The 12,836-nt window shown below is 51.0% G+C and carries 9 protein-coding genes and 2 rRNA genes (1 of these 11 cut by a window edge); all 11 read right to left on the bottom strand.

The features are described 5' to 3' along the window. Window positions 1-31 precede the first annotated feature (31 nt). Window positions 32-538, bottom strand: a complete 507-nt coding sequence (locus AWR27_RS22900; protein ID WP_077133337.1) for a sll1863 family stress response protein — start codon at window positions 536-538, stop codon at window positions 32-34. A gap of 64 nt (window positions 539-602) precedes the next feature. After that, the gene (locus AWR27_RS22895; RefSeq protein WP_077134157.1) at window positions 603-1,214 is read right to left on the bottom strand and encodes a thioredoxin family protein; all 612 of its coding nucleotides are present in this window, start codon (window positions 1,212-1,214) and stop codon (window positions 603-605) included. Between the two features lie 12 nt (window positions 1,215-1,226). After that, window positions 1,227-1,835, bottom strand: a complete 609-nt coding sequence (locus AWR27_RS22890) for a cytochrome c oxidase subunit 3 (RefSeq protein WP_077133336.1) — start codon at window positions 1,833-1,835, stop codon at window positions 1,227-1,229. 5 nt (window positions 1,836-1,840) lie between these two features. Then, complete coding sequence (ispE, locus tag AWR27_RS22885) at window positions 1,841-2,671, bottom strand: 4-(cytidine 5'-diphospho)-2-C-methyl-D-erythritol kinase (protein WP_077134156.1); 831 nt, start codon at window positions 2,669-2,671, stop codon at window positions 1,841-1,843. Window positions 2,672-2,758: 87 nt separating this feature from the next. After that, window positions 2,759-5,203, bottom strand: a complete 2,445-nt coding sequence (locus AWR27_RS22880) for an OmpA family protein (RefSeq protein WP_077133335.1) — start codon at window positions 5,201-5,203, stop codon at window positions 2,759-2,761. A 75-nt stretch (window positions 5,204-5,278) separates the two neighbouring features. Next, window positions 5,279-6,991 (bottom strand): gliding motility-associated C-terminal domain-containing protein, encoded by a 1,713-nt coding sequence (locus AWR27_RS22875; RefSeq protein WP_077133334.1) that lies wholly within the window; start codon window positions 6,989-6,991, stop codon window positions 5,279-5,281. A 316-nt stretch (window positions 6,992-7,307) separates the two neighbouring features. Beyond that, window positions 7,308-7,844 (bottom strand): hypothetical protein, encoded by a 537-nt coding sequence (locus tag AWR27_RS22870; RefSeq protein WP_077133333.1) that lies wholly within the window; start codon window positions 7,842-7,844, stop codon window positions 7,308-7,310. A 154-nt stretch (window positions 7,845-7,998) separates the two neighbouring features. Continuing rightward, window positions 7,999-9,717, bottom strand: coding sequence for a GMC oxidoreductase (locus tag AWR27_RS22865; protein WP_077133332.1), 1,719 nt, complete (start codon window positions 9,715-9,717; stop codon window positions 7,999-8,001). A gap of 96 nt (window positions 9,718-9,813) precedes the next feature. Beyond that, entirely contained in the window at window positions 9,814-10,452 is a 639-nt protein-coding gene (locus tag AWR27_RS22860; RefSeq protein ID WP_232325907.1) for a gluconate 2-dehydrogenase subunit 3 family protein, read from the bottom strand. Window positions 10,453-10,684: 232 nt separating this feature from the next. Continuing rightward, window positions 10,685-10,796 (bottom strand): 5S ribosomal RNA (gene rrf, locus AWR27_RS22855). 124 nt (window positions 10,797-10,920) lie between these two features. Beyond that, window positions 10,921-12,836: ribosomal RNA gene (locus AWR27_RS22850) — 23S ribosomal RNA — on the bottom strand; it runs 930 nt beyond the window's last position.

Below are 12,836 nucleotides of genomic sequence, written 5' to 3'. Positions count from 1 at the left end.
GAGTCGGCGTTCGCATATCTGCCAAAAGGTTTTAGTTATCGTCTTTCCCGTCGGGATCAACTTTGTCTTCGGCTTTATCGAAGGCATTGCTGATATTTTTGCCAGCCTGTTTGAAGCCAGCTTTAATGTCTTTCCAGGCAGCCGCCGTAGCGTTCTGTGCCTTATCGATATCGTTTCGCAGTTCCTTGCGTTCGGCTTCGAGTTCGGCCAGTTCTTCGCGCGACTCGGCTTTCACTTTATTGCCCTGACGCTTGATATCGGCCTGCAAGTTGTCGATTCGGGCATCTAACTTATCTTTCTGCTGGTTCATTTCGGCTACCGCTTCCTTGCGCTCACGCTCAAAATCAGCAGCAGTTTCATTCATGTCTTCGCGTGCTTCAGCGGTAGCCTCTTTCGTATCCGCTTCGATGGCATCGCCTGTGCGCTCCATGGCGTCTTCTGTACGCGATTCATTCTTGTTGTCGGAACCGCAGCTTTGCAGTAACGAGAGCGATGCAACCAGCATCAGTGCGCTGGCATAGTATTGAATTTTTTTCATAACGAGTTTGTGTAGTTTGATTACGCTGAGCCACTGGCAAAGGCCGTGCCAAAGCTTGACATGGCTACCTCCACTTGATCGCACAACCGATTGGTTTTGTGATAGGCGACTGTACTGGGCGGCCTTCCAGCAAATAATTTACGGCTTCTTCTACATACCGCCGTTGTATACCCGTTGTATCCTGCGGGTTATCATCAATAGCCCCAACATACTCTAAGACAAACTGGCTGTTCGCATTTTTCAGCACGAATACCTGCGGAGTTCGCGTAGCTCCAAAAGCCCGCGCCGTGGTCTGCGTTTCGTCAATGGCATACGCGAACGAATACGCTTTTTCGGCTGCCCTTACTTTCATGGCCTCAAAGGAATCGTCTTCGTAAACCGTTGGGTCGTTGGGCATGATTGCCAAGACTGGAAACCCCTGAGCCGCATATCGCCGGTCAAGTTCCTGTATCCGGTTTTCGTATGCCTTGGCGAACGGACAGTGATTGGAAGTAAAAACCACAATCAGCCCTTTCTGCGTGCGGTAGTCCGGTAAGCCAACGGTCTGTCCATTTACATGTTTAAGCTGAAAATCAGCAACAACGTCGCCAATCATATAGCCTTTCGACTGCGCCTGCGTACCAACAAAATGCAGGAGAAACAGACCCGTCAGGAATAATTTTTCGCGTAGGTTCAACGTCAACGATGTTTATAACGACAGCGACAGATCAAGCCCCTGATGAATCAGCAGGAACACAAATAAACCGACCCACAGAATATCGACAAAATGCCAATACAGCGTAATTAGCTTGATTTTGAGCAGATTCGGCGGGTTTACACTGTAGACGAACGAATCGATATAAGGCCGACGGCGCAGGGCTTCAGCCAGTACAACCGCCAGCAAAATCAGACCGATAAGGATGTGCAGTAAATGGACGCCGGAGATAATATAAACAAAATCTGCCGATGGATTCCCGGCCAGTTTAACACCCGACCGCAGCATTTGCCGCCACCCCCAGGCTTGCAATATGATAAATAGCGTACCGAGGGCCAGCGTGGTAGCCATATTCATCCGGTAATTGCTAAACCGCTCGTGCCGAAACGCACTATTCGCATTGTGCAGCGTCAAGCTACTGAGAACAATAGCAATAGTACTCACCAAAAAAACCATCGGCAGTTTCACGTCGGCCCAGTCGGAGGCTGTGCGCCGAATCACGTAAGTAGCCAGTAGAATCGTAAAAAAGAGTAGGCTGCTGGCAATACCCAGCCACACCATAAAGCGGAACGGTTCTCGTCGTTTGGTAATCAGGTTGCTCATCGAAATCAGTTCACGGTCTGTAGCCTTCCTTTCCAAACGCGGTAGGCCGAAAATTGGTTTGGCGTTTCGACCGGTGCGTGAAACAGACCATATAACGTTGACCCTGAGCCGCTCATGCTGGCATATATGGCACCTGCTTCATAGAGTTGCTGTTTGATGTGGGCCAGCACGGGGTACGCCGGAAACAGACTATCCTCAAAATCGTTACGAACGGTTTCTCGCCAGGTTTCGACCGGGGCCAGCAGGTGCGTCCGCAGCGGGGTTTCGGGCAGATGAGGTCGCACACGGGCGTAAGCCTCCGCAGTAGAAATCGCCAGATTAGGATACACCAGCATGATGTGAAAGCCAGTCAGGTCAATCGCAATCGGCTCGAACACGTCGCCCTTTTCGAGACAATAAACAGGTTTATTCTGAACAAAAAACGCACAGTCGCTACCCAACTGACGGGCGTAGTTTTCCAGTGCATCAACGTGTAGCCCAAGCGAAAAACGCTCATTCAATACCCGGAGGGCAAAAGCTGCATCTGCCGAGCCACCGCCCAGCCCGGCACCAATAGGCACCACTTTGTGCAGGTGGATGTGTACGGGGGGCAAATCAAAATCGGCGTTTAGCAGTTTATACGCCCGAACGCACAGGTTATTGGTTACGTTCGTCGAATCGTCGCCCGGAATGGGGAGTCCGCTGCTGCTAAATTGAAACGTTTCGGCAGGAATTATCTCCAGCACGTCGTTCCAGCCGACCGGGTAAAAGCACGATTGCAGATTATGAAAACCGTCGGGCCGCTTTTCGATTATACGCAGGCCGAGGTTGATTTTTGCGTTGGGGAAAATAATCAACGTGAAAAGTGAAAAGTGAAAAGTGAAAAGTGAAAAATACGGGATAGCCGCGAGTATTCTCACTTTTCATGCTTCATTTTTCACTTTTCACTTAATTTCGACCACCCGGAATTCAGTTCGGCGGTTGCGCTGATGTTCGGCCTCCGTGCAGATCACGTCGTCGGTACAGTTATTTACTAACTGCGATTCGCCCATACCAATAGCGGTCATGCGTTTGCGGCTGATTCCCTTCGCTGCCAGATAACTGGCAACTGACCTGGCCCGCTGCTCCGACAGGGCTTTGTTCCGGGCCGCGTCGCCCCGGCTGTCGGTATGCGACCGGATCTCGATAATAAGGGTCGGATATTTTTGCATGGTCGCCACCATCTTATCTAATTCGCGGGCGGCATCGGGACGCAGGTTGTAGCCGCCAAAGTCGTAGTAAATATTGTCAATCGTAACCACGTCTCCCACGCTTAACATGCGCAAATCAGCCGACAATTCTTTAGGTTTCGCTTTTTTGGGCAATCGTTTTATTCGATTCGTATTCGTTCCAAAAGCGGCTTTGGAGGCTATCAGTGTATAATCACAGCCTTCTACCAGATCAAATACATACCGACCGTCGGCCCCTGTTACATACTCGCGCTGGCTACGGTCGCAGTCGTTGCGAAGCCGAACCGTTACGCCTTCGAGCGGTCTACGGTCGCGTTCGCTCAACACCACTCCGCGCACCCGTGAGCGGGTGAGCGGCCCGGCTGGTTCGACGTAGGTCGTTACAGTATCCATTATGATAGTGGGCTTAAACATGCCCATTTCAAGCTGGCTCGGCTGGTCGTCGGTTAAGTTGCGGGTCGAGAAACCAACGGTCGAGTTTACGTACCCATCGCGGCTGGCCTGGAACGTGAAATCGTTGTTGGCTTCTAAGCAAAGCTGAATATAGCCGTTTACGTCGGTCACGAGCGTTTGATCGGCCCGGCCCTCGCCCCGCGCTTTGGCTATCACGGTTACGCTGTCTAACGGCAGGTCGTTCTGGGTGTCGTATAGCCGGATGGTCAGGTCGCGGCAACCAAACAATGAACTTTCGCGCACGAATCGATAAATGTCGTCGTTGCCTTCGCGCCGATTGCTGCTAAAATAACCGCCCTGGCGAGTGGCATCGGTAATCAATCCGAAATCATCCTGGGGAGAGTTAATAGGCGCGTCCAGATGCTGAACACTCTGTACGCGGGTTCCGCCGACTACCGAAGCAAAGAAGATATCTAATTCGCCCATTCCCCGGCGTCCGTCGGTTGAAAAGTAAAGATTTCCGGCGTCGTCAACGAACGGAAACAGTTCATTACCTTTTGTATTGATTGCTTCGCCGAGGTTAAGAGGCTTTCCCCACTCTCCATTCTGCCATTTGCTTACGTAAATATCAGTACCGCCAAAACCGCCGGGCATGTCAGACGCAAAATATAACAACTGCTCGTCGCGGCTCAGTGTAGGATGCCCCACCGAATATTCGTCATTGTTAAACGGGAGTTCTTCAATATCGACCCATGTGCCGTTTTGCTGGCGAGCCGTATATAGTTTTAGTTTATTAACCCCCTCTGCACTTTTCCGGGCGCGGCCTTCATTGTAATTATTTCGGGTAAAAATAATTCGTGATCCATCGCGCGAGAATGTAGCCGGGCCTTCATGATAACGCGAGTTAAGGCTTTTACTGAACTCGCGAACGGGGTCGATAGGCCGTGGAGAATAGCCCAACCCGGCGGCAATATTAACGCCCGCGTCAAAATTAGGCACTGTGTAAGAATCATTGGGAGTCGGGCGCGTATAATGGTCATTGCCGACGGTTCGCTCGGAGCGGGAGCGTTCTCTGGGAACCGTGCTGGTACTGCCATCGGCATTGATAATACTACTGGCTTTTAAGGCTCGCCGGTCTGGTGCATACACCAGATTGAGATAACCGGCTCCGCCCCCGCTGCCGGTGGTTTCGATAGTGGCGTTACCTTTCAGCCCCGATACATAGACTAACCCATCCTGATAAAAAGCCGGACTAAAATCTTCCCGTTTTGAGTTCAGGGCCAGATAGTCGAGCCGATAACGCACTGACTCGCTGCGTTCGCTACCGCCCGCCGATTCGGTAGGCACTGGCGACGGACGCCGGGAGGGAGCTGCTTCTTTCAGTTTTTGGTATCGTTCAAATTGCCGCTGTGCTTCCTGAAATTTACCGTTACTGGCTAAGGTCTTGGCAAACTGGAGTATTTGTTGGGGGTCTTCGGCAGGGCTGTTCGCAAGAGCTTCCCGATAGTAGCGCTCGGCTTTACTACCATCGCCCACTTGTTGGTAGGCATAGGCCAACCGGCCCTGCGCCGTTGCTTTCTGAGCGGGCGTGAGCTGATCGCTCTGTTCAGTAAGTAGCTGTGTATATGCATCAATTGCCCGGCCATACGCTTTCCAGCCCAGCAGACGGTCGGCCTGCTGCAACAACGAGTCGATCTGTGCCGAAGCTGTCAGGCAGCTTAAACACAGCATACAAACTACGATCCCTTTCGTCCAATAATTACGCATCGGCGTCTTATTACTCCACTTTGTCAGTAGTTTTACACTCTCCAACGAATGGTCTGGTCAATCATTGCTGCTTCTTTAGCGTGCCAACGTTAAGAACCGCGCAAACTCACGCCCATCGCTCAAACGCACCTGATAGTAGTACGTTCCATCGGGCAGACTCTGTCCGGTCCCGGTCGATACCTGATTTGTAGTACCATCCCAGTCATTTTCATAGGCGTTATTCATGTACACGCGATGCCCCCAGCGGTTATACACCTCCAGCCGAATAACTACGTCTGGTGGTACGCGCTGTATCACAAAACGGTCGTGAATACCATCGCCATTGGGCGAGAAACCCTCTGGAATAAAAACGCCTTCCCCACTCTCATCAACAGCCACAACCGCTCCAGACGTTAACTTGTCCGTTATCTGCTTACCTGCTTCTGTCAACAAACGCGACGATTCTGCTCTAACGGCGGTTAGTTGATCTGTTGCACCAACACATGGACCAGTACCATCGGGGTCGGCAACCGTTAGCGTAAACGCCACAGTCCCGCGCTGTCGGTCAATTTCCGACAACAAGTAGCGCGTTTGCAGCCCGGTGTCTGTAAATAAACCGCCCCCGCTGCTCTGCCAACTGGCTCGCTCAGCCGACCCGCCCAGTTTACCCCGTACATACACAACGCCCTTAGACCAGTTCATCGAATCGATACGAGCCACTACGGTAGCCGGATTACTCATGCAAGGTGATATACTATTCTGACAGGCATCTATGCGAACCGTCACGGCCATTGGCTCAGTATAACACCCATCGGCAGTGCGCCCGAAGACGTAATACACCCCGGCCAGTGCAGCTCCCGGCGATTGTACATCATCGCTACTCAGAAAAGCTTCTTTCTTAAACAGGTACGATGTAATGGAATTTCCGATAATCTGACTGTCGATTGACCGCGTCAAATCAGCGGTTTGGAACGGGCAGCGATTTGTTAACTCTGTTTGTTGGGGGAGCGATAACGTAGTTGCATTGACCGATACATACCGCGCCAGCGAACTATCACTCCGGCAGTTTCCCAACTCACACAACGCCCGGTAAGTTGTATTTTTATCAGGCGATACTGTGCGTGTTTGTCCGATGCCACCATCTGACCAACGCACTACGCCTGAACACCCCAATGCTGTGAGCCGAACAGGTTGCCCGGCGCAAACAGCGTTCTTGTCTACTGAAACAACAGGCGTTGCGGGCGCTGCCGTTTGCACCGACACTGGCAACGATGGACTGCTGAGACAATTCTTATAGTCGCATACTGCCCGAAATGTTGTTGTTTGCCGAAGTTGCCCCTGCCAAACTGCGCCCGTTGCGTTTTGGTCGAGCCAGCGAACTGTACCCGAACAATTTGTTGCGGTCAATGAAACCACTGACTCTGGGCAAACGGTAGCCGCCGATGCCACAACAACAGGTGCCAAAGGCGTATTTACGGTGATAGTCCAAACGTCGGCAAAACAGCTAATGCACCCCAACTGGGCACGGCAAATAGCCGTATATCGGGTTGTTTGCTGAGGGCGAACCGTAATTGAATTACCTACTTCACCATTCGACCAAACTACCGTTCCATCACAATTGGTCGCACGGAGCGTTACCGGCTCATCCTGGCAAATGGCCGTACCACTACCCTTGATAAGCGGTGGTTGCGGATGAATGCATGTATCAGCCACCACCCCCGAACTACCCAAAGCCGATATGCTGATTAGTAGGCCACCAACTAACCATGCATACCGATAAATAAATTTAGCTGGTAGTCGTCTTGTCATAGTATATCTGAAATCATCAGATAGCTGACGAAATTCATGCCAAGCCTTTAGCGTTTAATCAACTCTAACGAAGTCGTAGTCTTTTTCCGCTAATTCTACCCGTAAATCTGTATGTAGAAATGTGTAAACAGTCCATTTATTTTATATCACTGGGTGGTGCCATTTTCCGCACAAATCATGCCATTCTCTCGGAGTAGATACACTGAACAAAAACTTATAAAAAAACAGTTTAACTTATCTGATTATAGTTATACATACAAAAAAGAAGGGAACCGACCTTTTGCAAGTCGGTTCCCTTCTTCTTATCAATCACCAATTACTTTCTTGGTGGATTGGTCGTTGTTGTGGTCGACGAGTTGCTATTTCTGCTTTTCGTCCGTCGATTTGTGTTTCCTGTCGATCCGGTGTTAGTCCGGTCGGTTGTGTTCATCGAGTCGTTGGTGCGCGTGGTTGAACCATTTTGCATTGACCCGGTGCCGGTTGAGTATGTACCTGTTGAGGTGCGGTCATTCACCGAATTTGTACTACTCGACGAGTTTCCTGTTCCGGCATTATTATATTGGCTACCTGTACCGGTTGTGCCTGTGCCCTGCTGCATCGTACCCGAATTGGTGGTAGGAGGCTGGGTTTGACCGGTGGTAGTACCCTGCTGCATTGTACCCGAGTTTGTTGTCGGTGGCTGAGTCTGGTAGGTGCCGGTGTTTGTTCCGGTGTTCGTGCCATTAGAGTACGTCCCCGTCGTTGTTCCAGTTGAGCCAGAGCCGGTTGTTGTACCAGAGTTTGTAGTTTGTGCGTTTGCGTTGAGGGCTATGCCAGCTACCAGCATCCAGCCCATCATTATGATTTTTTTCATTTGTTGAGTAAGTTATTTTTAACCTTGTCATATACTAAACACTTACTCTATAGAAATGTTAGATTTTAGTTATTATTTTTCGTTATCTGGCCTTAAAAATCAAAATAGGCCGCTGCTAACGGCCTATTTTTAGTACATATTAAACTCCCAATGTTCAAAGATTTCCTTTCTTCATCTCTTTGACTGCAAAGTCAGCCGCGCGAGCCGTCAGGGCCATGTATGTCAGCGATGGATTCACACAGGAAGCTGAAGTCATACAGGCACCGTCGGTATTAAATACGTTTTTCACCGTATGCAATTGATTATGAGCATTCAGCACCGACGTTTTGGGGTCACGCCCCATCCTTGCCGTACCCATTTCGTGAATACCGATGCCCGGATTTTTTGTCTTGTCATTATAAGGTGTAACGTTTTTCACGCCAGCCGCTTCCAGCATTTCAGCCGCGTCGTTCATCATATCCTGCCGCATTTTATGCTCGTTTTCGCCATAGGCGGCATCGAACACAATAACGGGTAAGCCCCATTTGTCTTTTTGGTCGGGCGAAAGGGTCATACGGTTATTTGGATCGGGCAGCATTTCGCCAAAACCACCGATACCCATCGTCCAGGGGCCGGGTTTGGTAAGATTTTCTTTGAAATCAGCACCAAATCCTTCCATGCCGTTACCCCGGCTCCAGCCAGCCCGACTCGCCCCGCCCTGATAACCAAAACCACGCAGGTAATCCCGCTTATCGCCGTTCCAGTTTCGATAACGTGGAATATAGATCCCGTTAGCCCGGCGTCCGTAATAATACTGATCCTCCAAGCCCTCAAATGTACCTGATGCGCCGGCAGCGAGGTGGTGATCCATTATATTACGGCCCAGTTGATCAGATTCGTTCCCCATTCCGTTCGGAAACCGGCTCGATTTGGAGTTCATCAGAATATACGTACTGGCAAACGCCGATGCATTCAGAAAGATAATCCGGGCGTAGTACTCGCGTACCTGCTTCGTGTTTTGGTCAACAACCCGAACCCCGGTTGCTTTCCCTTTCTTTTCATCATACAATACTTCCGATACAATCGAGTCGGGGCGTAGCGTTAACCGACCGGTTTTCACGGCTGCCGGGAGGGTAGCTGACTGTGTACTAAAGTAAGCTCCATACGGGCAACCACGCATACACTGATTACGGAACTGACATGCCGCCCGGCCCAAATCATAGTGTATTTGCTTAGGATCGGTAAGGTGGGCGGTTCTACCTATCGTAATTTTACGTTTTCCAAACGCTTTTTCGACCCGAGCTTTTACCTCTTTCTCCACGCAATTCATTTGCATGGCGGGCAGGAAGTTACCATCGGGCAAGACATCCAGACCGTCTTTATTACCTGATATACCGGCAAATGTTTCAACATATGTGTACCACGGTGCGAGATCTTCGTAACGAATCGGCCAGTCGATACCAACCCCTTCTTTAGCATTCGCCAGAAAATCTTCTTTATTCCAGCGGTAGCTTTGCCGCCCCCACATCAACGAGCGACCCCCAACATGGTAGCCGCGAATCCAATCAACTTTTCGTTTCTCCAGATAAGGGTGTTCCTTATCGTTTTCAAAAAAATGCCGCCACTCTTCATTGGCAGTGTAGCCTGTACGCATGTTGGCCCAGTATTCTTCAGCCGCCTGCACAGTAACGCGCCCCCGATGTGGAAAATCCCAGGGATTATTTGTTGCTGTCGGATAGCCTTCAATGTGTTTCACATCGCGCCCCCGTTCCAGCATCAGCACTTTCAAACCCTTCTGAGTTAATTCTTTAGCTGCCCAACCGCCCGAAATACCTGACCCTACAACGATAGCGTCGTAGGTCATATCTTTTTTTGCGTCGATATTTAGATTCATCCTATAAAAAAGTTATAGTGTTTTAACATCACAGGTTTGTATAGTTATCGTGTCGCACGGCATACTATAAAACCTGATAACGTCACAACTACCGATTTAGATTGCCCACGCTTTCTGGCCAGGTTTCAGAGGTACACAACCCTCATAACGTCCCGGAACGGCTACATACTCTAACGCTTGTGTTGCGCCAACTTCCGACGTGAAGTACCCCGTCAGCGTTAAATCCTTCAACATAGTAAAGAAGGGCGTATAACGTTTTTTAGCGTCAGGGACCTGCAAATCAGCCTGCCCACCTTCTACTTTTGCAGCGGCCTTCGCGCTGTTCATCTCAGCAATTTGCCGTTTGGCATCAGCCTCCAGTTTTTTGACTATGTCAATGCGTTGAGTCGGGTCCAATTGTACAAATGCCTTCGCATATGTCTCCTGACTGAGTTTGTTCGTCTGCGTCAACCCATCGAGGAATCGTTGCTGATCTTCCTGTTTGTAACAGTCTTTCAGAATCACATCAATGATTTCATTCACCTTAGCGGCCTTTGCACCGGGCGTAGAGGTTGTCGGAATAATTGTTTCGGCCAATTCCGCCACCGTAGCGTCCTGATCAGCCGTAAACAAAACTGGTTTACCAGTAAGAACGCGCTGGGCCGCTGAAGCTTCGAGCGTATCAGCCAGCGCAGGCAGCGATACAGTTGCCCCCGCCAGCATGGCAACCCGCATTAAGGCGTCTCTTCTGTTCATGATTACACGATAAAGTTAGCTTTCAAATAAAACGAATGTAAGGATTACAAATGTATAACAATCGATGATTGGATTGTCTAATTCATGGAACTTAATCACTAAAGAAACAGGTAAAAATGTCTGTTATACTGATTATATAAAAGTAGATGCTTCTCAGAATAGCTATAAACAAAAAAAAGCGAGCTGAATCAGCTCGCTTTGCCGGGTACTCGACCCAATCCTAAAAAAAGTCAGGTGGCACCTACCTACTCTCCCACCTGTGACGGCAGTACCATCGGCAGTACGGGGCTTAACGGCTCTGTGCGGAATGGATAGAGGTGTGCACCCGCCCGACCAGCACCAGCCTGACTCTTTGCTCTTCTGCCGATACCGCATCCCTGCGCTATCGCCGTACCTGCTTGTCTTTTACCCTACAGAAAGAAATCCATAACCAAACCCCGCCAACCACCTGCCCCTCAACCTGCCACAAACCATACGCTCTCGGGCTCATTAGTAGTGCTCAGCTCAACGCGTCTCCACGCCTACACCTGCACCCTATCCACGTCGTCGTCTCCAACAACCCTTACCACACGGAACACTCATCTTGGGGCCGGTTTCGCACTTAGATGCCTTCAGCGCTTATCCTAACCCAACGTAGCTACTCGGCCGTGCCTGCGGCCAGACAACCGATCCGCCAGCGGTTGGTCCATCCCGGTCCTCTCGTACTAAGGACAGACCCCCTCAGTATTCCCACGCCCACCACAGATAGGGACCGAACTGTCTCACGACGTTCTGAACCCAGCTCGCGTGCCACTTTAATCGGCGAACAGCCGAACCCTTGGAACCTTCTCCAGCCCCAGGATGTGACGAGCCGACATCGAGGTGCCAAACCTCCCCGTCGATGTGAGCTCTTGGGGGAGATCAGCCTGTTATCCCCGGCGTACCTTTTATCCTTTGAGCGATAGCCCTTCCATGCGGAACTACCGGATCACTATACCCTGCTTTCGCACCAGATCGGCCTGTTTGCCTCACTGTCAAGCCCGCTTCTGCTATTGCACTCCCCAGCCGATTACCGTCCGGCCTGAGCGGACCTTGGGAAACCTCCGTTACCCTTTCGGAGGTGACCACCCCAGTCAAACTACCCACCAAGCAATGTCCCCCATAAAGGGTTAGGACGCCGGTTGTGAAAGGGCGGTATTTCAAGGTTGGCTCCAAGATGCCTGGCGACACCCCTTCACAGCCTCCCGCCTATCCTACACAGCCACAACCAGCACCCACTACTAAGCTGTAGTAAAGGTGCACGGGGTCTTTCCGTCCCGTGGCGGGTAAGCGGCATCTTCACCGCTACTACAATTTCACCGAACTCATGGTTGAGACAGTGCCCAGATCGTTACACCATTCGTGCAGGTCGGAACTTACCCGACAAGGAATTTCGCTACCTTAGGACCGTTATAGTTACGGCCGCCGTTTACTGGGGCTTCAGTTCAAACCTTCGCCCTTGCAGACTAAGCTCCCCCCTTAACCTTCCAGCACCGGGCAGGTGTCAGACCCTATGCGTCAACTTTCATTTTGGCAGAGTCCTGTGTTTTTGGTAAACAGTCGCCTGGGCCTCTTCTCTGCAGCCGCTCCCGAAAGAGACGGCCCCCCTTATCCCGAAGTTACAGGGTCATCTTGCCGAGTTCCTTAACCATGATTCTTTCGCGCACCTTAGAATATTCTTCCCGGCTACCTGTGTCGGTTTGCGGTACGGGTACCGTTGCGCTTACCATCACCCCACTTTTCTTGGAAGCCCCTTCAGCCTTTCGCTTCGACCGAAGTCTCCGCTCAGCGTGCTATTCCGTCAGCACCCAAGACCCCCAGCACTCCGTCATGAGGTGACCTGCAACAGTAGTACGGGACTATTAACCCGTTCCCCCTCAGGTCCCGCCCTTCGGCTGCCCCTTAGACCCCGACTAACCCTCCGATGACTGCCATCGCGGAGGAACCCTTAGCCTTTCGGTGTGAAGCGTTCTCAGCTTCATTCTCGTTACTTATGCCTACATTTGCGTTTCTGACCTCTCCACCAGATGGCTCACGCCCCAGCTTCGCTGATGTCAGAATGCTCTCCTACCACATTGCAGTCTAACTGCAAGTCCACGGCTTCGGTGAAATGCTTGATGCCCGGTTATTATCGACGCCCGCCCCGCTCGACCAGTGAGCTGTTACGCACTCTTTAAAGGAATGGCTGCTTCCAAGCCAACCTCCTGGCTGTCTCAGCAGCCGGACCGCCTTTGTTCAACTTAGCATTCACTTGGGGACCTTAGCCGGTGGTCTGGGTTGTTCCCCTCTCGGAGCAGGACCTTAGCACCCTGCCCCTCACTGCCACGCACCCCTCTGCGCATTCGGAGTTCATCAGAAGTTGGTAG

Source organism: Spirosoma montaniterrae (genome assembly GCF_001988955.1).
In the GTDB taxonomy this organism is placed as follows: domain Bacteria; phylum Bacteroidota; class Bacteroidia; order Cytophagales; family Spirosomataceae; genus Spirosoma; species Spirosoma montaniterrae.
The sequence above is the reverse complement of the archived record's forward strand: the minus strand, read 5'-3'. Positions and strand labels throughout refer to the sequence as shown.

Bases quoted from the DNA above. Each gene is read 5' to 3' on its own strand.
- AWR27_RS22880 (WP_077133335.1), bottom strand. From the start codon at position 5,203: ATGCGTAATTATTGGACGAAAGGGATCGTAGTTTGTATGCTGTGTTTA.
- AWR27_RS22875 (WP_077133334.1), bottom strand. From the start codon at position 6,991: ATGACAAGACGACTACCAGCTAAATTTATTTATCGGTATGCATGGTTA.
- AWR27_RS22890 (WP_077133336.1), bottom strand. From the start codon at position 1,835: ATGAGCAACCTGATTACCAAACGACGAGAACCGTTCCGCTTTATGGTG.
- AWR27_RS22870 (WP_077133333.1), bottom strand. From the start codon at position 7,844: ATGAAAAAAATCATAATGATGGGCTGGATGCTGGTAGCTGGCATAGCC.
- AWR27_RS22900 (WP_077133337.1), bottom strand. From the start codon at position 538: ATGAAAAAAATTCAATACTATGCCAGCGCACTGATGCTGGTTGCATCG.
- AWR27_RS22865 (WP_077133332.1), bottom strand. From the start codon at position 9,717: ATGAATCTAAATATCGACGCAAAAAAAGATATGACCTACGACGCTATC.
- AWR27_RS22860 (WP_232325907.1), bottom strand. From the start codon at position 10,452: ATGAACAGAAGAGACGCCTTAATGCGGGTTGCCATGCTGGCGGGGGCA.